We start from the raw sequence: 23035 nt of genomic DNA on the forward strand, positions 1-23035 counted from the left end.
ATAGCGAGCAATCCGGAAATGTGAAGAGGACGGCAAAACCGCAAACAAGGCGCCGCCAACCGGGGGATTGTCATCCCGCCGTCACTGTGCTGAGGGGGGAATTTCTCCAGCACGATCAGAGGGATAAGGGGTCAACACCGAGGTACTCTGTCAGCACAGCGCCCGGCTCCCGCCACGCACGCCCCTGGCCGGGTCAGGGAATATCGAAAAAATCCCAACGAAATAAGGGATCCTCAAGCCCGATAATTAGTCCGCGCTTGTTTGCTCGAGATCAAACGGAGCCATGAAAAGCCCTCTAGAATCAGCCCGTCATCTATTTGGGGCGCCATGAAAGGGGGCCGTTCATTGCGAAAATGCCCGCAGGATTTCTCCTTCATGAATAAGCGTGCCCCGTTGCCGGAATACATCATGGCGCCGCCTCATGCCACGCTTCAAATAACGATGACGACAGACCTTTCATAACAATTAATCCGGTCTGGCACCGTGTACCCTGCGTTTCCAACGATGCCATTGATGAGGCCTTCCTGCCGGAAGGCCAGGAATGGCCGTGCTTTTCAATCAGGATAAGGATGCATGATGAAAAAGTCCCTGCTGGCTGGCGCCCTGCTGCTCTGCCCTGCCGCCTTTGCCGCCACCACACACTGGGAATACAGCGGCGAGGCCGGCCCGGCGAAATGGGCCAGCCTGACCCCGGAATATGGCCAGTGTGCCGGCAGCAACCAGTCGCCGGTCAACCTCTCGGGTCTGGTGAAGGCCGATCTGGCCCCCCTGCAGTTCCACTATCAGGCGGGTGGCAAGACGCTGGTCAACAACGGCCACACGGTGCAGGTCAACTATGTCCCCGGCAGCACCCTTGAGCTCGACGGCATGCACTTCGAGCTCAAGCAGTTCCACTTCCACGCCCCCAGCGAAAACCTCATCGAAGGCAGGTCCTACCCCCTGGAGGGTCACCTGGTCCATGCCAATGACAAGGGGGAGCTGGCGGTGGTCGCCGTGGTGTTCGAGCCGGGCCAGGCCAATGGGGCCCTGAGCCAGGCCTGGCAGGTGTTGCCAGCCAAGGCGGGGGAGATCCATGCCTTCAAGGAACCCATCTCGGCAGAGCAACTGCTGCCCGCCCAGCACGACTACTACCGCTTCAGCGGGTCCCTGACCACCCCACCCTGCTCGGAAGGAGTGCGCTGGCTGGTGATGAAGGAGCCGGTCCAGGCCAGCCAGGCCCAGATCGATGCCTTCAAGGCGGTGATGCACCACCCCAACAACCGCCCCGTCCAACCTCTCAACGGGCGACTGGTGCTGGAATAAGGGGGTTATCTCACCGATTCGCGCAATAAAAAGAGGGCCTGCTGGCCCTCTTTTGCATCTTTCGCAAAGGTGTTTACAGGCTGGCGGCAATCTTTGCCCCCAGGGCAGTGCTGTTCAGCACCCGCTGCACATTAACTGCCAGGGAGTTGCCACCGGTCAGCTCGCACACTCGGACAACCGATCACAGGCTGGCAGCGATGCGCGCCCCCAGCGCGGCGTTGTTCAGCACCAGCTGGATATTCGCCGCTAGGGAGTTGCCACCGGTCAGCTCGCACACCCGAGCCAGCAGGAAGGGGGTGGACGCCTTGCCCTTCACCCCCTGCTCGTCCGCCTCTCGCAGTGCCTGGGCAATGGCGGCGTCGATGTCGGCCTTGGGCATGGCAAACTGGGTCGGGATCGGGTTGGCCACCACGGCGCCCCCCGCCAGCCCCAGCTCCCACTTCAGACGCAGCGCCTGCGCGATCGCCGCCGGGCTCTCCAGGCGGTAATCCACCTTGAAGCCGCTCTCCCGGGTGTAGAAGGCGGGCAGCTCCTCGGTCTGGTAGCCGATCACCGGCACCCCCTGGGTCTCCAGGTACTCCAGGGTCAAGCCGATGTCGAGGATCGACTTGGCACCGGCGCAGACCACGGCCACCGGGGTCTGGGCAAATTCCTGCAGGTCAGCGGAGATGTCGAAGGTCTCCTGGGCACCGCGGTGCACGCCGCCGATGCCGCCGGTGGCGAACACCCGGATCCCGGCCATGGCGGCGATGATCATGGTGGAGGCTACCGTGGTCGCCCCCAACCCCTTGTTGGCCAGCACGAAGGGAATGTCGCGGCGGCTGCACTTGGTGGCGGCATGACCGGCCCGGCCCAGCGCCTCCAGCGCCCCCGCATCCAGACCCACCTTGAGGCGGCCATCGATGATGGCGATGGTGGCCGGCACGGCGCCGTTGTCACGCACCACCTGCTCGACCTGGCGCGCCGTCTCCACGTTCTGCGGATAGGGCATGCCGTGGGAGATGATGGTGGACTCCAGGGCCACCACCGGCTTGCCGGCGGCCAGCGCGGCGGCAACTTCAGGTTGGATATCGAGGTAAGCGTTCAACATGGGTACTCCTCCAGCATGCGTTCAACGGCGGCCTTGGATAGGCCGGAAAAGACGGTATCGGAACAATTGACGGTGAGGGCGGCGCAACCGAGGGCGAACCGGGTGGTCTCCATGATGCCCTGCTCCTGCAACCAGGCGTGGGCCAGCCCTGCCATGAAGGCATCGCCGCCGCCGGTCACGTTGACGACCGGGCTGCCGAGCACGGGCAGATGGCCCTGGCAGGCCCCGTCGCTATAGAAGATCCCCTGATCGCCGAGGCTCAGGAAGAGCCGCTGCACCCCGGCGCGATGGAACCAGGCCGCCGCCATGGGCCAGGTGTCGGGCCCCCCGATGGTGAAGCCGCACAGCTGCTCCGCCTCGGTGCGATTGGGTTTGAGGGTGTGGATGCGGTGCAGCCAGGGGCGGATCTTCTCCACCTTGGCCACCGACACGGTGTCCACGAAGATGATGTGCTCCCCCTGGCGCTCGAACAGCCAGTCAAGGGTGTGGGTGGCGAGGTTGGTGTCGAGCACCCAGAGCCGGGCCGCTCCGAGAAAACCGCTCAGGGGGGTGAGCCGGGCCGGGGTGAGCTGCTCGATGATCCCCATGTCGTTGACGGCGCAGCTCATCTCGCCGCTGCCATCGTGCAGGCTGAGGTAGCAGGAGGTCGACTGACCCTCCAGTACCAGCACCTGGCGCACATCGACCCCGGCGCGCTGGCTCACCTCCAGAAGATGATGGCCGTACTGATCGTTGCCCACCGCGGTCAGTAGCCGGGTGTCGGTGCCAAGGCGCGCCAGGTTCTCGGCGATGTTGCGCCCTACCCCGCCGGCGGAGGTGCGTACCCGGCCCGGGTTGGAGTCGCCGATGCGCAGGTTGTCGTGGCTGCAGCCACAGATATCCATGTTGGCGCCGCCGATCACCACGGCGTAAGGGCCTTCGCGCAGCACGTAGCCGCGCCCCTGCACATAGCCCTGGCGCATCAGGCTGGAGATGTGGCTCGCCAGCGCCGAGCGGCTGATGCCGAGCCTGTCCGCCAGCTCCTGCTGGGCAATCATGGGATCCTGGCGCAGCAGGGCGAGGATCTCTTGCTCACGTTCCGTCATAGACAAACATCCAGTTGCAAACGTTTGTCCATTATTTCCGAAAAACGTTTTCCCGCCATCCTCTCGTACAAGAAATGTCGGGTCGCGCACAAAAAATCACCGGGCAGTGCCCGGCGATCACAACATGGTTTCAGATGGGCCACTCACCCCAGCTGTACCCAGACCTCGCTCCCCTCCAGCCGCACCGGCCAGCAGGCGACGCTCAGGGCAGGATCGTCCAGACAGCGACCGTCCATCAGGGCGTAGCGCTGCTTGTACAGCGGCGAGGCGACCACGGGTTCGCCCCCGGCATCCCCCACCAGGCCACGCCCCAGCACCGCGACGCCGGCCAGGGGGTCCACCCCGTCCAGGGCATAGACATGCTCCCCGAGGCGAAACAGCGCCAGCACTCGCCCCTCCAGCCAGGCGCTGCGCCCGGCCTGCTCCGGCAGCGCCGCCAGCTCGCACACCCGGTGCCACTGCCCGCAGAACTGTGCATCGTCCTTGTCATCCTCCATACCACCTCCTTGATACTGATGGCGGGTGTGCAACCCGTTGCCCCCGCTCATACCACTTCCTTGATAGCGATATCCGGCACCCATTGCCCCCGCTCCTCACGGCGCGGCGGCGTCTCGTCCTCGGGCCGGTTGACGAAGGCCTCGAACAACTTGAGCTTGTCCGGATCCGCCAATGTGCTCTTCCACTCGCACTGCCAGGTGCCGACTATCCCCTCCATCATGGCCTCCAGCTCGGCACCGATGCCGAGCCTGTCCTCGATGATCACCGACTTTAGGTAGTCGAGCCCCCCTTCCATGTTCTCCATCCAGACCGAGGTGCGTTGCAGCCGGTCCCCGGTGCGCACGTAGAACATCAGCAGCCGGTCGATGTAGCGGATCAGGGTCTGCTCGTCGAGATCCGTGGCAAAGAGGTCGGCGTGGCGCGGCCGCATGCCGCCGTTGCCACACACATAGAGGTTCCAGCCCCGCTCGGTGGCGATGACGCCGATGTCCTTGCTCTGGGCCTCGGCGCACTCCCGGGTGCAGCCGGAGACCGCAAACTTCAGCTTGTGTGGTGCCCGCAGCCCCTTGTAGCGGTGCTCCAGGGTCTGGGTCAGGGTCATGGAGTCCTGCACCCCGTAGCGACACCAGGTGGAGCCCACACAGGACTTCACGGTGCGCACCGACTTGCCGTAGGCCTGACCCGTCTCGAAGCCCGCCGCCACCAGCTCGCCCCAGATGGCGGGCAGCTGGTCGACCCGGGCGCCGAAGAGATCGATGCGCTGGCCGCCGGTGATCTTGGTGTAGAGGCCGTACTTGCGCGCCACCTCGCCGATGGTGATGAGCCCCTCCGGGGTGATCTCCCCCCCCGGGATGCGCGGCACCACCGAATAGGTGCCGTCCTTTTGCAGGTTCGCAAGGAAGGCGTCGTTGGTATCCTGCAACGCGCGGTGGGGCTTCTCCAGCACGTGCTCGTTCCAGAGGGACGCCAGGATGGAGGCCACCGTCGGCTTGCAGATGTCGCACCCCAGCCCCTGGCCGTGCTTGTCCCGCAGCGCCTCGAAGCTCTTCAGCTCGCCCACCCGGGCCAGGTGATAGAGCTCTTGACGGCCGTAGGCGAAGTGCTCGCACAACCCCTTGTCCGCCTCGACGCCAAGGTCCGCCAGGGTCTGATCCACCACCTGCTTGAGCAGGTTGCTGCAACCGCCGCAGCCGGTGCCGGCCTTGGTGCAGCTCTTCACCGCCGAGAGCTCGTGATTGCCCGCCCGAACGGCGGCCACCACGTCCCCCTTGCTGACGTTGTGGCAGGAGCAGAGGATGGCGCTGTCCGGCAGCACCAGGGGCGCGGGGGCGGCCCCGACCTCCCCCACCAGCAGGGAGAGCGGCGGCTGGGGCAGCGCCACCCCGTTCTGGTAGTATTGCAGCAGCCGCTCGTAATCGGCCCCGTCCCCCACCAGGATGGCGCCGAGCAGGCGGTTGCCCTCGCCGTCGGTCACCAGCTTCTTGTAGATGCCGTTGACCCTGTCCAGCAGCAGCAACTCCTGGGCGCCGGCGGTACTGGCGTGGGCATCGCCGATGGAGCCCACGTCCACCCCCATCAGCTTGAGCTTGGTGGACATGTCGGCCCCGATAAAGCGGGTCTCGCCGCCGCACAGACTGGCCACGGCGGCCCGGGCCATCTGGTAGCCGGGAGCCACCAGGCCGAAGATGCGGCCCTGCCAGAGCGCGCACTCGCCGATGGCGAGGATGGCGGGATCCGAACTGTGGCAGCCATCGTCGATGCAGATGCCGCCGCGCTCCCCGACCTCCAGCCCGGATTGCCGGGCCAGGGCGTCGGCGGGTCGAATACCGGCGGAGAACAGCAGCACGTCGGTCTCAATGTGGGAACCGTCCTTGAAACGCAGGCGATGACGGGCCTGCTCCCCCTGCTCGATGCACTCGGTGGCCTTCTCCACCAGCACCTCGACCCCGAGGGCCTGGATCTTGTCCCGCAGCACGGCGCCGCCGCTCTCGTCGAGCTGCACCGGCATCAGCCTAGGGGCGAACTCCACCACCTGGGTCTTGAGCCCGAGCAGGCGCAGGGCGTTGGCCGCCTCCAGCCCCAGCAGGCCGCCACCGATGACCACGCCGCTGCGGGCCTGGGCGCAGGCATCGCGGATGGCGGCGAGATCTCCCAGGGTGCGATAGACGAAGCAGCCCTCCCGCTGATGACCGGGGATGGGGGGCACGAAGGGGACCGAGCCGGTCGCCAGCACCAGACGGTCGTAAGGGAACTGCTCGCCGTTGGCCAGCGTCAGGGTGCGGGTGGCCCGGTCGAGCACCTCCACCTCGGCCCCCAGCCGCAGCGCAATGCCGCTCTCCTCATACCAGGCAGGATCCGCCATGCGCAGGGCCTGGGGCGCCTTGCCGCCGAATACCTCGGAGAGGTGCACCCTGTCGTAGGCGGCGTCAGGCTCGGCGCCAAACACCGTCACGTCGAACCGCTCGAGGCCGCCCGCCGCCACCAGCTGCTCGACGAAGTGGTGACCCACCATGCCGTTGCCCACCACCAGCAGCCGTTGCTTGTCGGCCGTGTCGGCGGAACCACTGTTCTGGCGACCGAGCAGGTCCATGCCGTCCTCTGCCACCCACTGTTGCTCTTTGTCTGTCATGTCTCTCTTCCTTGAATCCGGCGGGCTCAGGCGCGCAGCTTGCTGCGCACCTGCCCGGCTGCCTTGAGGGGGGTCACCTTGCGTTGCTTCTCGTAGAGGAAGCGCAGCACCTGCTGGCGCAGCTTGTGGTAGTGGGGATCGTCCGCCAGGGCGACCCTGTCTCTGGGCCTTGGCAGGTCGACGGTCAGGATCTCACCGACCGTGGCGCTGGGGCCATTGGTCATCATGACGATGCGATCGGAGAGCAGCACCGCCTCGTCCACGTCGTGGGTGATCATGATGACGGTGTTGCCAAGCTCCGCCTGGATCGCCATCAGGGCATCCTGCAGATGGGCCCGGGTCAGGGCATCGAGGGCGCCGAACGGCTCGTCCATCAGCAGCACCTTGGGGGAGAGCGAGAGGGCGCGGGCGATGCCGACCCGCTGCTTCATCCCCCCCGACAGCTCGTGGGGCATCTTCTGGCTGGCGTGATCCATCTGCACCAGGGAGAGGTAGTAGTCCACCCGCTCCGCCACCGCCCGCTTGTCAGACTCCACCTGGGCCACCGCCAGCGCCACGTTCTGCTGGACGCTGAGCCAGGGCAGCAGGGCGTGGTTCTGGAACACCATGGCCCGCTCGGGCCCCGGGCCCGCCACCTCGCGACCATCGAGAATGATGCCCCCCAGGGTCGGCTCCAGCAGCCCGGCCACCAGGTTGAGGACGGTGCTCTTGCCGCAGCCCGAGTGACCGATGAGGGAGACGAACTCCCCCTTCTCGATGCGCAGGTTGACCCGGCTCAAGGCCTCGAAGCTGCCCTGCTCCGTCTCGAACGAGATGCCGACGTCGCTTATCTCCAGATAACTCTTCATTGGCTCTTCTCCTGCCTGAATAGAAATGTGATTAACGCAGCACCTGGCGCTTGTCCCAGGACAACCACTGCTGCAGGGCCAGCATGCCCCTGTCCAGGGCGCAGCCGATGAGACCTATGGTGATCACCGCCACCATGATGCGGGCCAGAGACGCAGAGCCGCCGCTCTGGAACTCGTCCCACACGAACTTGCCGAGCCCCGGGTTCTGGGCCAGCATCTCCGCCGCGATCAGCACCATCCAGGCCACCCCCAGGGAGAGCCGCAGCCCGGTGAAGATCATGGGCAGGGCGCCGGGCAGCACGATGCGGCGCACATGGGTCACAAAGGAGAGACGCAGCACCCGGCTGACGTTGTGCAGATCCCCATCCAGCCCCGCCACCCCCACCGCCGTGTTGATCAGGGTCGGCCAGAGGGAGCAGAGGGTCACCGTCAGGGCCGAGGTGAGGAAGGACTTGGCAAGCCAGGGGGCGGGATTTGCATACAGAGCGCTCACCACTAGCGTGATGAGGGGCAGCCAGGCCAGCGGCGACACCGGCTTGAGCAGCTGGATCACCGGGTTGGCTGCGCGATAGAGCCCCTGGTTCATGCCAAGCAACACCCCGCACGGGATGGCGATCAGGGTCGCCAGCGCGAAGCCGCACAGCACGGTGAGCAGGCTGGTGGCTATCTGATCGAAGAAGGTGGGGCGCCCTGTGTAGGGACGCAGCTTCACCTCGGCCGCCGGATCCGCCGCCAGCCTTGCCGCATTGCGCACCTGCTGGCGTTCGAGGAAGGCCGCCGCCTTCTCCCGCTCCGCCAGGTGATCCTGCCCGAGGGACCAGAGCTGGCTGGCGGTGGCGAGCGGCCCCGGCAGGGTGCCCAGACTGGTCTGCACCTGGCTCGCCCCCCACTGCCAGAGGCCGAGGAAGAGCAGCACGCCGAGCAGGGGCTGCACCATGATTTTCCAGTTGATGGCTTTTAAATGGATGAGGGGCCATGTGTGTCGTTTCATCGGGATCTCCTTGCTCATTGCACCCGCTCATCGCCCTTGAGGCCGATGGCGAACTGTTGCAGGTAGGCGTTGGGGTGGCGGCCGTCATAGATGAGGCCGTCGATGAAGCCATCCTGGGGGCCGCGATAGCCCTGCTCGCTGGCAAAGTCGGGGAAGTCACTGGCCTTGAGCTTGCCCTCGGCGATGAGGGCCTCGGCGGCCTGGCGATAGACATCCGGTTGATAGACGGCCTTGGCCACCTGCTCGAACCAGGCGTCCGGCCTGGCCTCGGGGATCTGGCCCCAGCGCCGCATCTGGGTCAGATACCAGATGGCGTCGGAGTAGTAGGGATAGGTGGCGTGGTGGCGGAAGAAGACGTTGAAATCCGGCACCTGGCGCTTGTCTCCCCTGGCGTACTCGAAGGTGCCGGTCATGGAGCTGGCGATCACCTGCTCGTCCGCCCCCACGTACTCGGGTTTGGCCAGCAGCTTGGCCGCCGCGCGCCGGTTGCCGTTGTCGTCTGCATCCAGCCACCAGGCCGCCCGCAGCAGCGCCTTCACCAGCCGCACATGGGTGTTGGGGTGACGCTCGGCCCACTGCCGGGTGACGCCGAACACCTTCTCCGGGTTGTTGCGCCAGATCTCGTTATCCGTGATGACGGGCACCCCTATGCCCCTGGCGACCGCCTGCTGGTTCCAGGGCTCCCCCACGCTGTAGCCGGCGATGGTGCCCGCCTCCAGGGTGGCGGGCATCTGGGGGGACGGTGTCACCGACAGCAGCACGTCCGCCTGGCGCTGGCCCGAGTTGTCCCCAAGCTTGGGCGCATAGAAACCGGGGTGCAGGCCGCCTGCCGCCAGCCAGTACCTCAGCTCGTAGTTGTGTGGGGAGACGGGGAAGACCATCCCCATGTTGAAGGGCTTGCCCTCCTGACGATAGTTCGCCACCACGGGCTTGAGGGCGGCGGCGCTCACCGGGGGCGGCACCTGGCCCGCCTGCGGCCTGGGCAACTGGGGCACCATGGCGGCCCAGACGCTGTTGGCCACCGTGATGGCGTTGCCGTTGAGATCCATGGCAAACGCCGTCACCAGCTCGGCCTGGGTGCCGATGCCGATGTGGGCCGCCAGGGGCTGGCCCGCCAGCATCTGGGCACCGTCCAGCTCGCCGTCTATCACCCGATCCAGCAGGATCTTCCAGTTCGCCTGGGCTTCGAGGGTGACGTAGAGTCCCTCATCCTCGAAATAGCCCCGCTCGTAGGCCACCGCCAGCGGCGCCATGTCGGTCAGCTTGATGAAGCCGAGCCTGAGCTCCTCCTGCTCCGGGGCTCCCAGTGCCAGCACCGGCAGCGACAGCGCCGCCAGCAGCAGCCCCGCACATCCTTGTCGTCCGTTCATTGCATCTCCTCCCTCGGTTCCGGGTCAGGGCCATGGCGCCAGGCTGCCTGGAATCGCAGTGCCACCTCGTTGCAGCACTGCGACCCAAGGTGCGTCGCGACCAAAAAAAAGCCCCGCCGATCCGGGATCGGCGGGGCTTCTTTGCCCTGTTGCGGGTGAGTGACCTGACCGGCCCCTCACTGCGCATCGTTACTTCATTGCTATCGTGTTTTTGTTATTCACTTTCCGTGCCAGCTCGTCCAGGTTGCATCAGGCGGCCCTTTGCGGTCTGTGGTGCCCTGATCCTCCCTCAAATTTGCCTCAATTAGGCGCAGTTGCACCAAAACGGTTGGCCACGGGGGCGCTCAGGCGGGCAAAGCCTGCAGCAGTTGCCGCGCCAGCTCCCCCAGGCTCAGGTGACGGCTCATGGCGGTGCTGCGCATCAGGCGATAGGCCTCGTCCTCGTCCAGCCCCTGATGGCGCATCAGGCGTCCCTTGGCCTGCTCGATGAGCCGCCTATCCTCCAGCTTCTGGCGCAGCTCGCTCTCGGTCTGCATCAGGGCCTGCACCATGGCGAGCTGACTGCGGGCCAGACGCAGCCACTGCTCCACCGGCTCACGCTCGCCGCAAGGGTGGGGCACCAGCAACACCCCCTGCTGCAACAGGGCGAGCTGGGTATCGCCCCCCAGCCGCTCGCAGAACAAGAGGCGCGGCATGTCGGGCCAAAGGGAGAGGCCAAGGCGTACCTCGGCGCTGAACTGGCGGCAACTGACGAGCAGGGCATCCCCCCTCTGCGTCGGCGTCAGCAACTGGCGGGTATCGAGGATCCCGGGCTGATGGCCGTAGTGACTGACCAGCAGGGCCAGGCGGTTCGCCTGGCCCGGGTCATCGGCGTGGATCAACAGCCGGGAAGCGGGGCCGTCCTGGCCCCGGGTGGAAAAAGTAGTCATGGCGCTCCTTACCGGCGACGATCGCGTTCTGTCTGGCGAAAATGCCGCAACATGAAGGCCAACTCTTTGAATCTACCTCCTTTTTATCTATCAGGAGGTAGTGGGGGTAGAGGGACAATCGCCCCTCAGGCGACCCGTTCCAGGGCCTCCGTCAGCAGCCCCTGCAGCTCGGCGCGCAGCCGCACCACCTCCCCCATGATGATCAGCACCGGGCTCTGGCCCAGCAGGGCGCGGGCAGCTTGCTCCAGGCCATCGAGCGTGGCCTCGTGCACCTGCTGGCGGGGGCTGCAGCCGGCCACCACCAGGGCCACCGGCAGCGCGCCCGGGGCCCCCGCCCTCAACATCCCTTCCCGAATGCGGGCCGCCCGCTCCAGCCCCATGTAGAACACCAGGGTGTGGCCCGCCCGGGTCAGCCCGTGCCAGCCCTGATAGTCGCGCTCGTCCATCAGGTGCCCCGTCACCAGGGTCAGAGAGCGGGCCAGCCCCCTGTGAGTCAGGGGAATGAAGCTGCTGGCGGCGCACCCCAGGGCCGCCGTGATCCCCGGCACCAGCTCGGCCTCGATGCCGTGCCGGGCCAGGTGCAGCGCCTCCTCGCCACCGCGCCCGAACACCAGGGGATCCCCTCCCTTGAGACGCACTACCCGCTTGCCCGTGCGGGCCAGGGCCAGCAGCAGGGCGTTGATCTCCTCCTGGGTCGGGCTCGGCTCACCGCAGCGCTTGCCCACGTCGAAGCGGGCCGCCCCGTGGGGAATGCGGGCCAGGATCTCGCTCCCCACCAGGCGGTCATAGACCACGACCTCTGCCGCCTCCAGACGGTGCAGGGCGCGCAGGGTCAACAATTCGAGGGGCCCGGGGCCCGCTCCCACCAGACTGATTTGGCTCATCTCAGGCTCCTTGTGTCCTGGCACCGCACTAAGCGGATGCCAGGAAAACATGTTTGATCAACAGCTTGTCGATTTCGGGCAGACAGGTGCCGCAGTTGCTGCCACAGCCGAGCAGGGCCTGCAGCCCCGCCAACTCGCTCACCCCCTGCCGGGTGATGGCATCGACGATGCGCTGCTCCGAGACCCGCAGGCAGGAGCAGACCAGCCGGCTCTCCCCGGCCAGGGCCTGGCTCAGGGTCTGGCTCAGGGCCCCCGCCTGGAGCGGCGTGCCGAGCAGACTGGCCAGCAGGTCGACCTTGATGTCCGGGCGCCGCGCCCCCACCAGCAGGATCCCCTCGATACGATCTCCGGCCAGAGCCACGGCCAGCCACCCCTCCTTCATGGGCAGCCTGAGCCAGTGCCCCTCGGCCCCAAGCCGTTGCCACAGGCTCTCTGTGCTCTCTGACCAGGAGGCCAGCAGGGTGCAGTTCCCCTCGGGCAGGGGACGCCTGGCCCACCAGTCCACCGGCTCGCGCCACTCACCACGGCCACACCAGAGCCCTTGCCAGCGGGTGAGCTGCGCCCTGGCCTGCACCCGCCCCTGTTTGAACATGGGCTGGCCCGAGAGGGGATCCACCACGGGGGCGATGAGGCGGTTGACCGTTCCCTGGCTGCACTGGCTGTCGGTCCAGTGCATGGGCAGGAAGGCCTCCCCCTCCCTGAGCCCCTCATCCAGCCCCACCAGCAGCAGCGCCTCCCCAAGCCCGTTGCAAAGGCGCACCAGATCCCCCTCCTTCACGCCAAGCGCCAGCAGGCTGGCGGCCCCCATCCGCACCCTGGGCCAGGGCTCGGCCTCCTGCAACCGGGGCACATGGCCGGTGCGGGTCATGGTGTGCCACTGATCCCGCAGGCGGCCACTGTTGAGGAGCAGGGAGACAGCCCCTGCAAGCGGGGGCGTTTCTGACTGCTCGGGGAAGCGCTGGGCCAGGGGCAGCAGGCGGGCCCGGCCATCCGGGGTGGCGAAGCGCCCATCCTCGAACAGGCGATCCCGCCCACGGGGCCAGTCGGCGTTGACGGGCCAGCGCAGGGGAGAAAGGGCCTCGAATTCGGCACGGGTGAGACCCGCCAGCCCGGAGATGTCGAACTGGCGGGATCCGTCGTTCTCAAACCCGGAGAGGGCGGCATGCTCGCAGAAGATCTCGTGCTCGTGCTCATAGGCGAACCCCTCGCCAAAGCCGAGCCGACGGGCGAGCCGGGTCAGGGCCCACCAGTCTGGCCTGGCCTCCCCCGGCAGGGGCAGGAAGGCGCGCTGGCGGCTGATGGTGCGCTCGGAGTTGGTGACGGTGCCGCTCTTCTCCCCCCAGGCGGCGGCAGGCAACAGCAGGTGGGCGAGGCGAGCCGTGTCGGTGTTGGCCGTCACTTCGGAGACCACCAGCAGCTCGCAGCGGCTCAGGGCCTCGCGCACCCGGTTGCCGTCCGGCAGGGAGACGGCCGGGTTGGTGCCGAGCACCCAGAGCGCGCGGATCTCCCCCCGGTGCACCGCCTCGAACAGCTCGACCGCCTTGTGCCCCGGCCCGCGCACCATGGTCGGGCTTCCCCAGAAGCGCTGTACCCGATCGCACTCGGCCTCGCCAAAGCCCATGTGGGCGGCGAGCTGGGTCGCGAGCCCCCCCACCTCACGCCCTCCCATGGCGTTGGGTTGCCCCGTCATGGAGAAGGGAGCCGCCCCCGGCTTGCCGATGCGACCGCACATCAGGTGGGCGTTGATGATGGCGTTGGCCTTGTCCACCCCCTGGTTGGACTGGTTGATCCCCTGGCAGAACAGGGTGACGGTCTTGGGGGTACGGGCAAAGATCTGGTAGAAACCGAGCAGATCGCTGCGGGAGAGGCCGCAGCTGCGGGCCACCTCGTCCAACTGCCAGGCCGGATCGTCCAGCGCGCCCGCAAGTTCCTCGAAACCGCTCACGTGCTGCGCCACATAGGCCTTGTCCCAGCCATCGACATCGAGCAGGTAGCGGCACAGGCCGTTCCAGAGCGTCACGTCGCTGCCGGGTTTGAGCGCCAGATGCAGATCCCCCTGCTCCGCCGTCATGGTGCGGCGGGGATCCAGCACCACCAGCCTGAGCTCGGGGCGCCGCGCCCTGGCCTGCTGCAGGCGGCGAAACAGCACGGGATGGGTCCAAGCGGTGTTGGCACCGGTGAGCACCACCAGATCCGCGAGCTCCAGATCCTCGTAACAGGCGGGCACCAGATCCTCCCCGAAGGCGCGCTGGTGGGCCACCACCGCCGACGACATGCAGAGCCGGGAGTTGGTGTCCACGTTGGCACTGCCCAGATACCCCTTCATCAGCTTGTTGGCGACGTAGTAATCCTCGGTGGTCAGCTGGCCCGACAGATAGATGCCGATGGCATCCGGCCCGGACTCGGCCAGGATGGCGGCAAAGCGCTCCGCCAGGGTGTCCAGGGCCTCCTCCCAGCCGATGCGCTGCCCCATCCAGCGCGGATAGAGCAGGCGGTCGGGAAAGGCCAGGCTCTCCAGCAGGCTGGCCCCCTTGACGCACAGGGCGCCGCCGTTGGCCGGATGCTGCTCATCCCCCTGCAACTGCCAGTTGTCACCCTCCCGGCTCAGCCGGATGCCGCACCCCACTCCGCAATAGGCACAGGTGGTCTTCATTCCCTTGCTCCTTGTCATGTGTCTGACGAGGGGCCCATAAAAAAAAGCGTCCGCCCCCCTGCGGGGACGGACGCCTTTGTCCGGATGCCTCATCGTCTTGTATGGGGAAGTGACTGCAAACCCCGCGCCAGGATGCAAGGGACGCCGCCATTGCGCATCAGGGTGTCTGGCTGCGCCGCCACGGTGCAGCCGCCCCCTTGTTGGGCCCGCCTTGCGGGAATCCGCCCCGCACGCTGGGCAAGGGGCCCACCGGGGGTATAATGCGCCGCCACACAGGAGAGAGAGATGAAAGTGTCAGATGAAGGCGCTGCCTGGCAGCACCGGGCAGATGCCCGGGAGAGAGGGGACTATTGCGCCATCGGGCTGGTCAATCCCAAATCCCCGGAGAACGTGGGTGCCGTGATGCGGGCCGCCGGCTGCTACGGGGCGGACGAAGTCTACTACACGGGGCAGCGCTTCGAGCTGGCGAGGCGTTTTGTCACCGACACCAAGCAGATGGTGGAGAAGATCCCCCTGCTCGGGGTCGAGGAGCTGCTGGACTTCGTGCCCGAGGGCTGCACCCCTGTGCTGGTGGATCTTATCGAGGGGGCCACGCCCCTGCCGGATTACGTGCACCCCGAGAGAGCCTTCTACATCTTCGGCCCGGAGGATGGCACCCTGGAACCCGCCCGCTTCGCGGCGGTGAAGGAGGTCATCTATGTGCCGACTCAGGGTTGCATGAACCTGGCCGCCTCGGTCAACGTCATCCTCTATGACCGGTTGGCCAAGACGCTCAGAGCCAAAGGCTGAGGCAGGACAAGAGGGGCCCGATGACGGCATCAGGCCCGACAGCTAGGGCTGTGGCTTGTTCGCCCGCACCACCTGCTCCCTGAGAAAGTCCTGGTAGTAGTCGTAGAGCTTGTTCTGCCGATAGATCTCCGCCAGCTTGCCCTGCCTTTTCAGGGTACGCATGCCGGGATCCCAGAGCCCGTGCAACTCCCTGCCCTTCGGGGTATCGGCGAAGATGGGGTAGGTCGGGATCCAGCGCAGGAATACCTGTACCAGCTCGGGGGGAAGGGAGCCTTCGGGGTAGAGGGCGCCGTCGGTCAGGTAGTAGCGGTAACGCCCCTTGATCAGCAATTGCAGCGCCATCTCGTGGCTGTCTATCTCGAACCAGCGCATCGGCTCCGGGATGAACTTGTCAAAGGCCCACCCCCTCAGCCAGAGCACCTCCTGCTCCTTGAGGCTGTGCTCCCCTGCCCAGTGCGGCAGCCAGCGCTTTTGCATCACCACGCTCACGTAGTCCGCCGAGTCGGGGTAGTCGGGCTGATGGACCCCGGGCACCTCTCCCCGATAGACCCCCATCGCCATGTCCCCCTCCTTTTGCGACACCACCGCCAGTGCCCGTTTGTAAGGCACCATGTGAAGCTTCACCTCGTGCCCCAGGGGTTCATAGATGGCTCGAACCACATCCAGATAGACCCCCTTGCCGTCCCGGTGACAGAAGCCGGGCCAGTCGTCGCAATAGACGTGTATGGTGTCTGCCCGCACGAACGAGGTGATCAGCAGGCAACAGAACAGAAAAAGACGAACCATGAATATCCTCAGTGATATGGCACTCGGCAGATGCTCACCGCCGGACGGCCCGTTCAGGCATACAGATAGCATAGAAAAACAGAGTCCCGGCCGACATTTTCCCCATTTTGCGAGCGGGTCGAGGGTTATTGTCGCCCCACAGCGTATCATGGCAAACAAGATTCATTAGTAGCCCAACTTGAGGGGAGATTCTCATGCCAACCATCAAATCCCTGCTCTGCCCCGTCGATTTCTCCGAGATGTCCAGAGCGGTACTCGACTACGCCGTCTTCATGGCCAACACCCACCAGGCCGAGCTCAAACTGGTCCACGTGGTGGATCAGCTGCACGGCTTCGACAGCTACAAGATCCTGCACATGACGGCCATCGAGATCACCCACGAGATGGAACGCCAGGCCAAGAGTCAGCTCAAGGAACTGGTCGCCTGCCTGCCCATTCCGGCCAAGTTCGAGGTCCGTTTTGGCCGCGCCGCCGATGAAATCGTCCTCCAGGCGAAGGAAGACAAGGTGGATCTCGTGGTCATGGGCAGCCATGGCCGCTCCGGCATCACCCACCTGCTGGTGGGCAGCGTGGCGGAATCCGTGGTGCGCCACGCTCCCTGCCCTGTGCTGGTGGTCCGCAAATAATCCCCGCCTGATGCGCCAAGGCCAGCATATGCTGGCCTTTTTGCTGTTCATTGCCATGGGATGCTCATCTCAGAACCGGTGCACGAGGGATAACGAGAGGTCGTCGGCAAGGTAGAGCGCCGCCCACCAGTCCTGGTGACGCCCTCGCAGCAGGCTCGCGGGCAGGCTCTCAGCCATGGGCATAGATGACGCTCCCTCCCTTGATGGTGTCGATAATGGCCCTGGACTGCTCCCTTGGCAGGGCCGGGCATCCCCAGCTGCGCCCCAGCTTGTCAAACTTCTGCAGATGCCTGGGGCTGGCGTAGTCCGCCCCGTGCACCACGATGGCGCGCTTGCGGGCATTGCTGTTCTTGCCGGGACTGAGGCCGTCGAGACGCAGGGAGTAACCGTGCTTGCCCTGATAGGTCTCGGCGGTGCGGTAGACCCCCAGGGAACTTTGCCGGGAATTCATCTGATTGGAGAACTGGCGGGCGGCCAGCTCCCCCGAATTGCGGCCGTGGCTGACCCAGGTGTGGTAGAGCAGCTTGTGGCGCTTGACGTCGATGACGAACAGCCGGCGCATGGTCGAGGGCTTGCTGTAGTCGATGATGGTGAGAATGGGTTTTCGCTTGTGGCGCACGCTCTGGTAACCGTCCAGGGCCTTGCGAAACACGCGGCTGTCGAGCTTGCCGGCCAGCCCGAGCTGACGATAGAGATCCTGGTCCCAGCTGGCGTGGCTGGCGCCGCTAAAACAGAGCGCCCCCAGCAGCAGTGGCAGGCTCAGCCAGAGGCTGCCCCACCACGCACTCCTATCCTGTCCCTTCATCCTTGAAGTTGCTCCCCTTGCTGTCGCTGGCCTGATGCCCCGGGTGACACCGCATCCTGCTGGATAGTTATATGCAAGCCATTGATTGCGAGCAATAAAAAAGCACAAAAATGCCGACCTGAGTCGGCATTGTCCTGCTTGCTGAGCGTGCCTGGATCAGGCACGGCTGAGATAATCCGCCTGCCCCACCCACTTGTAGCTGGTGAGTTCGGTCAGCCCCATGGGGCCACGGGCGTGAAGCATCTGGGTCGAGACCGCCACCTCGGCCCCGAGGCCAAACTGGCCGCCGTCGGTGAAGCGGGTGGAGGCGTTGACATAGACCGCCGCCGAACCAGCCCCGTTGACGAAACGCTCGGCATTGGCGAGGGAGTTGGTCAGGATGGCATCGGAGTGGCCGGCGTTGTGCTCGCGCATATGGGCCAGCGCCTCGTTGACGTCCGCCACCACCTTGACCCCCAGGGTCAGCCCCAGCCACTCGGTGTCGAAATCTTCCGGCCCCGCGTCGCACAGGTTCTCGCTGCCAACCAGCAGCGCCATGGCATTGGGCGCGCCCACCAGGGTCACCTTGCGCTCGTTCATCAGAGCCACCAGTTGCGGCAGCAAGGTGGCCGCCACCTTCTCGTGTACCAGCAGGGTATCGAGGGCGTTGCAGGCGGAGGGGCGCTGCACCTTGGCGTTCTCGATGACCGCCAGGGAACGCGCCAGATCGGCGCTCTCGTCCACGAAGATATGGCTGATACCGAACCCGCCGATGATGACGGGGATGGAGCTGTTCTCCTTGCACATCTTGTGAAGACCCGCGCCGCCGCGGGGGATGATCATGTCCACGTAGCGGTCGAGGCGCAGCAACTCGGCCACCAGCGCCCTGTCCGGGTTGTCGATGTACTGCACCGCCGCCTCGGGCAGGCCGGACGCCGCCAGGGCATGCTGGATCACCCGCACCAGCTCCAGGTTGGAGTGGAAGGTCTCGCGACCACCGCGCAGAATGCTGGCGTTGCCGGTCTTGAGGCAGAGGCTGGCGATGTCGATGGTGACATTGGGGCGCGCCTCGTAGATGACGCCGATGACCCCGATGGGCACCCGGCGACGGGAGAGGCGCAGGCCATTCTCCAGCACCCGGCTGTCGATTTCGGCCCCGACCGGATCGTCCAGGGTGATCACCTTGCGCACATCCGCCACGATGCCGGCAAGGCGCGCCGGGTTGAGCAGCAGGCGATCCAGCATGGCTTCCGTGAGCCCCGCCTCGCGCCCGGCGGCAATGTCTTTCTCGTTGGCCGCCAGGATCTGGGCACTGCGTGCTTCCAGTTCATCGGCGATGGCCGCCAGCGCCCGGTTCTTCTGTGCCGTGCTGACGGTGGCCAGTTGATAGGCGGCTTCACGGGCCGCCTGCCCCATTTTCTCCAGACTCATCACAGTTCCCTTTTGTTCATGCGGTGCCGCCCTGTTCAGAGCAGCACCATGTCATCACGGTGGATGGCCACGGCCCCATAGCCGTAACCCAATACCTGTTCAATCTGATCCGAGTGGACACCGCGCAGCCGATCCAGCTCCAGATGGTCGTAACGGCAGATACCGCGAGCCAGCTCGCTCCCCTTGGGATCCAGGATACGCACCACGTCGCCACGCACGAAATCTCCCTTCACCGCGACGATGCCCTTGGGCAGCAGGCTGGAGCCCTTCTCCTGCATGGCGGCCACGGCCCCCTGATCCACCTGCACTTCGCCGTGAGGAGGGGGCCCTGCCAGGATCCAGCTCTTGCGCCCTTCCAGGGGGGATGCCAGGGCCGGGAACAGGGTCCCCACCCGCTCCCCGGCGGCGAGGCGGCCGATCACTTCCGGGATCTGGCCGGTGGCAATCACCACGTCCACCCCGGCGCGGCGTGCCACGTCGGCGGCCTGCAACTTGGTGGCCATGCCACCGGTGCCAAGGCCGCTCACGCTGTCACCGGCAAGGGAGCGCAGGGTGTCATCTATGGTCTGCACCTCTTCGATGAGCTGGGCATCCGGGTTGGTGCGCGGGTCGGCGGTGAAGAGCCCCTTCTGATCCGTGAGCAGGACCAGCAAGTCCGCATCCGCCAGGATGGCCGCACGGGCAGAGAGGTTGTCGTTGTCCCCCACCTTGATCTCGGCGGTGGCCACGGCGTCGTTCTCGTTGATGACGGGGATGATGCGGTGATCGAGCAGAGTGCGCAGGGTGTCGCGGGCATTGAGGTAGCGCTCCCTGTCTTCCAGGTCGGCGCGGGTCAGTAGCATCTGGCCGATGTGCAGCCCGTAGAGGTTGAACAGGTCCTGCCATACCCGGATGAGCTGGGTCTGACCCACCGCCGCCAGCATCTGTTTGTTCGGCAGGGTAGGCGCCAGCGGAGGGTGGCCCAGATGCTCACGACCGGCGGCGATGGCCCCCGACGTGACCAGCACGACACGGTGCCCGTGTCGATGCAAGGCGGCACATTGTCTGACCAGCTCGACCATGTGGGCACGGTTGAGGCGGGCAGATCCCCCGGTGAGCACGCTGGTGCCCAGTTTGACGACTATGGTTCTGTTTTCCATGGGAACGAAGGGTTAGAAAAGTAAGGAATCCCTTTATACCCACGGCCCTCCTGCCCTGCAAGGCAATTAAGCCTCGCCAGGCAGTTGCAGGCTCGGTGACAAAGCATCGGGGTACCCCGCACCGGGAAGATGCGGGGCTTGGGGATCAGGCTGCCGTCACGCTCAGTTCGGCGGTCACCTGCTTCGCGGGGGAGAGGGTGCACTCCAGCTGGGTCAATTTGCCGCTGATGAGCTTGTAGAAATGTTGCAGGGTGCGTTCCACTTCCGCCTGATGCTTCTTGGGCAGCGCCTTGTCGATCCACTCCCCGTCCGCGTTGTAGAACCCCGTCTGATAGTGGTAGCTGAAGCTGTGATCCGCCTGCTCCAGCACCAGCCACCAGCCCCAGAACTCCCGCTTGTCCGGGGCAGGCTTGGCGCTGACGCAGACGGACAGGCAGTCAAAGCGGTATCGGCCCTCCTCGCACAGGTCTTCACGCAAATAGGGGCCAATGGCCGCGAACTGCCGCAGCAATCGCTTGTAAGTCACTCCTTCCGACATGCTAACCTCCCTGTTGAACAAGCCATACCATCACATGGTGATGTTACATTTTTAGTTTTATATCATGTACATAAGTGCTTTTTGAGCCAGTCTACCGTCTCTTTCAGTGCCTCGTCATAGACCTCGAGCAGTGGCTGCTTGTCAAACACCACCGCCTTGCCGTTGCGACTCGCAGCGGCCAATGCCCGGACATCCTGCTCGGGACAAATAAAATCTTTCTTGTGCCCGATACTCAATATCGGCACGGAAGTGCGACTCCCCAGCAATCCCTGGGTCTTGAGGGAGAAGACCTGACACTTGGTGCGCAGCAGATCCCACTGAGCCGCGTCCGCCCCCAGCCGGTTCGCCAGCCCGTCGCGCATCATGCGCGGGCAGCGGGCGAACATCTCCTGATTGGTGAACACCTGGTTGATGCCGGCACCGATGCAAACCACGGTCCGAAGCTTGAACGGCTCGACGAAGGCGAGGCGGGCCGCCACATTGCCGGCGAGGCGGAACCCCACCATGGCGATGCGCTGGTGATCGACCCAGGCCACCTCCGAGAGGTAGTTGAGCACCGCCTGGTGCAGGCGGCTGGTGTCCTGCACCAGGGGCCAGTGCTCGGCATAGCCGGTGCCCGGCATGTCCAGGGAGAGCATCCCGATGCCATGGGGCTCGAGACACTTGAAATAGAAGTTGAGGAAGTCCACCTGAAGCGAATCGATGCCACCGCTGACGATGACCAGGGGCACAGGTTTCTCGGTGGTGGGCAGATGCAGGTAGCCCTGGATGGTCTTGCCCCGAAACGGGACCTGCAACTCCTTGAGGGGCACCTTGAACAGGCGTCCGGCCTCGCGATAGGCCATGTTGCCGAGCAACTGGGCCTGATCTGCCAGCTCGTCGTGCTTGAGGTGGGGGTAGCTTGCGATGGAGTAGTAGCGCACGGCCTTGAGCAGGCTCTTCAGCGCCGCGGCGCGATCCCCTTCCCCCAGCAGCGTCCGCCCCGTATTGAAATAACGGCCGGCGAGCTGGCTCCACTCATAGACCCAGTTGCCGGGCACATAGCCCTTGATGGTGTCCAGATAGCGTTCGTGACTGCGCTCCCCCTGCCCCATGGCGATGTGCGCCAGGGTCTGCTCCACCTCGACGGGATCGGCCCCCTGCCAGGCCCAGGTCGGTCTGCGCAGCAGGCGATACCAGCGGGGCGACAGGGCGCCATCGATGAAGCTGTCAGACAGTGCGCTGTCTTGCTCGTCGACGGGGCTCGAGTTGGAGACTTCGGAAGTTTCCAATACCTTTTTGACCCGGGTAAACAGCTTTTCCGTCAGATTGGTATCGTCGTTTGGTTCCAAAATGGTGGCTCTTCTGTCTCAAACAATGTCCCATCTTAACCACTTTTCACATCGAGCAGCCACACCAGAAACGCATTGAGCCCCAAAAGGGGCTCAATGTGGTCAACCTTGCATCACGACGGATCAGTCCGCTTCCGAATGCCGGGGAGTCACTGGTCGCGACCGGTGGGGCGATTACGCTTCGTCGCAGATCGGCTTGGCGAACTCCAGCGCCATGTCCCAGGGCTGTTCAATCCAGGTATCCTGCGGAATGGCGACTTCGAAGTCATCCACCAGGGGTTCGCCCATGGGCTTGGCGAAGATGGTGATGAATTTGGCTCTGGGGTAGAGCTCGCGGATCGCCTTGGCGGTGCCGCCGGTGTCCACCAGATCGTCCACCACCAGCCAGCCTTCGCCGTCACCTGCGGTGGTGGCAGCCTTCACCACCACCAGCTCGCGCTGGTTGTCGTGGTCATAGCTGGAGATGCAGAGGGTTTCGACATTGCGAATGCCAAGTTCGCGGGCCATCAGGGCCGCAGGCACCAGACCACCGCGACTGACGGCGATGATCCCTTTCCACTGGCTGACAGGCAGTTGACGACGGGCCAGACGGCGCGCTTCGCGTTGCAGGTTATCCCACGATACATAGAACTTTTTTGGCATGCTATCGATCTCAACGAGTTATAAAGCAATCACTTATGAGGCGAAACCCGGCAAAGAGACGGGTTCAGGTCAATTCTGGCACCCCGTTTCCCGAATTTTGCTTGCACTTTTTCGGCCTCGGGGCTGACGCCTCGGCGGCAAAAACGGATGCAATGCGAACAGGGATGGGGTGTAGCTGGCGGCCATGTCGGGTGGACTCCCGAGCTCGGGCCGGCTGTTGGGCCGGTATGATAGCACTCTTTATGGATAAATTGAGCGGCAAACGTATGCGAAAAACAGGAAATGTCCGCCATCTCCCGCTCTGTCGCCCTTTTGGGAGGGCTCCGGCGACACCGACAGGTTAGCCGTTTGAGACACATTCCATGACATTCGGGCAAAAAAATAGCAGGGGGAGGAGAGGATCCTCACGCACCTGCTGCTGTTACCTGTGACGCCTGCGAGCCTTAACGGCGGGTGGCGTAGGGATTCGGGTAGTTGAAGCCCTGGGTATAGAGAGATTGGGCAAACCAATAGGTTGAATTGCTGCCTGACATCATAAACTCCTGATTGCTTAACAAGTTACGTACCTTAATGCGGGTTCACATCCTTGAACTGACACTCGGTTCCATGGAGGCGCACTTGCTTTGCTTCGGTTCCCTGGAGGCATTGATTGTCATCCTGACAAGTGGGCTGGCCACGGCGGCTAATTTA

Annotated in this window: 20 protein-coding genes; 3 read left to right on the forward strand and 17 right to left on the reverse strand. The window is 65.0% G+C overall.

Annotation, left to right across the window (positions count from 1 at the left end; all coding sequences use genetic code 11):
• The first annotated feature begins 576 nt into the window (after nucleotides 1-576).
• Nucleotides 577-1302 carry a carbonic anhydrase gene (locus ACNPAA_RS08810; RefSeq protein ID WP_171865676.1) on the forward strand — a complete coding sequence of 242 codons (726 nt, stop codon included), beginning with the start codon at nucleotides 577-579 and terminating at the stop codon, nucleotides 1300-1302.
• Nucleotides 1303-1483: 181 nt separating this feature from the next.
• On the opposite strand, the gene ACNPAA_RS08815 is transcribed toward ACNPAA_RS08810, so the two are convergent.
• The 10 genes from ACNPAA_RS08815 to ACNPAA_RS08860 form a co-directional block, all read right to left on the reverse strand.
• Nucleotides 1484-2392, reverse strand: coding sequence for a pseudouridine-5'-phosphate glycosidase (locus ACNPAA_RS08815; protein ID WP_171865677.1), 909 nt, complete (start codon nucleotides 2390-2392; stop codon nucleotides 1484-1486).
• Nucleotides 2386-3477: a PfkB family carbohydrate kinase gene (locus ACNPAA_RS08820; RefSeq protein ID WP_042014421.1), complete on the reverse strand. Its 1092-nt coding sequence runs from the start codon at nucleotides 3475-3477 to the stop codon at nucleotides 2386-2388. The genes ACNPAA_RS08815 and ACNPAA_RS08820 overlap by 7 nt, the downstream gene beginning before the upstream one ends.
• Nucleotides 3478-3620: 143 nt before the next feature.
• On the reverse strand, nucleotides 3621-4025 hold the full coding sequence (gene nirD / locus ACNPAA_RS08825; RefSeq protein ID WP_234924941.1) for a nitrite reductase small subunit NirD: 405 nt from the start codon (nucleotides 4023-4025) through the stop codon (nucleotides 3621-3623).
• Entirely contained in the window at nucleotides 4022-6604 is a 2583-nt protein-coding gene (gene nirB, locus ACNPAA_RS08830) for a nitrite reductase large subunit NirB (RefSeq protein WP_417891692.1), read from the reverse strand. Before nirB ends, nirD begins: the two co-directional genes overlap by 4 nt.
• Nucleotides 6605-6630: 26 nt before the next feature.
• Nucleotides 6631-7452, reverse strand: a complete 822-nt coding sequence (locus ACNPAA_RS08835) for an ABC transporter ATP-binding protein (protein ID WP_010675449.1) — start codon at nucleotides 7450-7452, stop codon at nucleotides 6631-6633.
• Nucleotides 7453-7483: 31 nt separating this feature from the next.
• Complete coding sequence (locus tag ACNPAA_RS08840; protein ID WP_223920113.1) at nucleotides 7484-8443, reverse strand: ABC transporter permease; 960 nt, start codon at nucleotides 8441-8443, stop codon at nucleotides 7484-7486.
• A gap of 14 nt (nucleotides 8444-8457) precedes the next feature.
• Complete coding sequence (locus tag ACNPAA_RS08845) at nucleotides 8458-9813, reverse strand: CmpA/NrtA family ABC transporter substrate-binding protein (RefSeq protein ID WP_223920112.1); 1356 nt, start codon at nucleotides 9811-9813, stop codon at nucleotides 8458-8460.
• 344 nt (nucleotides 9814-10157) lie between these two features.
• A complete protein-coding gene (locus tag ACNPAA_RS08850) occupies nucleotides 10158-10742 on the reverse strand; it encodes an ANTAR domain-containing response regulator (RefSeq protein WP_010675452.1) in 585 nt (194 codons plus the stop codon).
• A 125-nt stretch (nucleotides 10743-10867) separates the two neighbouring features.
• Nucleotides 10868-11626, reverse strand: a complete 759-nt coding sequence (cobA, locus tag ACNPAA_RS08855; protein ID WP_104452405.1) for a uroporphyrinogen-III C-methyltransferase — start codon at nucleotides 11624-11626, stop codon at nucleotides 10868-10870.
• Between the two features lie 28 nt (nucleotides 11627-11654).
• A complete protein-coding gene (locus ACNPAA_RS08860) occupies nucleotides 11655-14279 on the reverse strand; it encodes a molybdopterin-dependent oxidoreductase (protein WP_417891693.1) in 2625 nt (874 codons plus the stop codon).
• A 285-nt stretch (nucleotides 14280-14564) separates the two neighbouring features.
• On the opposite strand from ACNPAA_RS08860, the gene ACNPAA_RS08865 reads away from it, so the two are divergent.
• Nucleotides 14565-15068 (forward strand): RNA methyltransferase, encoded by a 504-nt coding sequence (locus ACNPAA_RS08865; RefSeq protein ID WP_102948433.1) that lies wholly within the window; start codon nucleotides 14565-14567, stop codon nucleotides 15066-15068.
• A gap of 42 nt (nucleotides 15069-15110) precedes the next feature.
• Here the strand turns inward: ACNPAA_RS08865 and ACNPAA_RS08870 are convergent, their stop codons facing one another.
• Entirely contained in the window at nucleotides 15111-15854 is a 744-nt protein-coding gene (locus ACNPAA_RS08870; protein ID WP_417891694.1) for a hypothetical protein, read from the reverse strand.
• Nucleotides 15855-16048: 194 nt separating this feature from the next.
• Between ACNPAA_RS08870 and ACNPAA_RS08875 the strand changes: the two genes are divergently transcribed.
• Complete coding sequence (locus tag ACNPAA_RS08875; RefSeq protein ID WP_041212463.1) at nucleotides 16049-16480, forward strand: universal stress protein; 432 nt, start codon at nucleotides 16049-16051, stop codon at nucleotides 16478-16480.
• Nucleotides 16481-16649: 169 nt separating this feature from the next.
• Here the strand turns inward: ACNPAA_RS08875 and ACNPAA_RS08880 are convergent, their stop codons facing one another.
• The 6 genes from ACNPAA_RS08880 to gpt form a co-directional block, all read right to left on the reverse strand.
• Complete coding sequence (locus ACNPAA_RS08880; RefSeq protein WP_042016892.1) at nucleotides 16650-17285, reverse strand: murein L,D-transpeptidase catalytic domain family protein; 636 nt, start codon at nucleotides 17283-17285, stop codon at nucleotides 16650-16652.
• Between the two features lie 156 nt (nucleotides 17286-17441).
• On the reverse strand, nucleotides 17442-18698 hold the full coding sequence (locus ACNPAA_RS08885) for a glutamate-5-semialdehyde dehydrogenase (RefSeq protein ID WP_328705636.1): 1257 nt from the start codon (nucleotides 18696-18698) through the stop codon (nucleotides 17442-17444).
• Nucleotides 18699-18730: 32 nt separating this feature from the next.
• Complete coding sequence (gene proB / locus ACNPAA_RS08890) at nucleotides 18731-19834, reverse strand: glutamate 5-kinase (protein WP_048207022.1); 1104 nt, start codon at nucleotides 19832-19834, stop codon at nucleotides 18731-18733.
• Nucleotides 19835-19979: 145 nt separating this feature from the next.
• Nucleotides 19980-20372, reverse strand: a complete 393-nt coding sequence (gene crl / locus ACNPAA_RS08895; RefSeq protein ID WP_053288752.1) for a sigma factor-binding protein Crl — start codon at nucleotides 20370-20372, stop codon at nucleotides 19980-19982.
• 62 nt (nucleotides 20373-20434) lie between these two features.
• Nucleotides 20435-21703 carry an esterase FrsA gene (gene frsA, locus ACNPAA_RS08900; protein ID WP_010675462.1) on the reverse strand — a complete coding sequence of 423 codons (1269 nt, stop codon included), beginning with the start codon at nucleotides 21701-21703 and terminating at the stop codon, nucleotides 20435-20437.
• 174 nt (nucleotides 21704-21877) lie between these two features.
• Nucleotides 21878-22345: a xanthine phosphoribosyltransferase gene (gene gpt / locus ACNPAA_RS08905; RefSeq protein WP_039040347.1), complete on the reverse strand. Its 468-nt coding sequence runs from the start codon at nucleotides 22343-22345 to the stop codon at nucleotides 21878-21880.
• Between the last annotated feature and the right edge of the window lie 690 nt (nucleotides 22346-23035).

Source organism: Aeromonas sp. PS2Canimalfood6 (genome assembly GCF_048276795.1).
Lineage (GTDB): Bacteria > Pseudomonadota > Gammaproteobacteria > Enterobacterales > Aeromonadaceae > Aeromonas > Aeromonas caviae.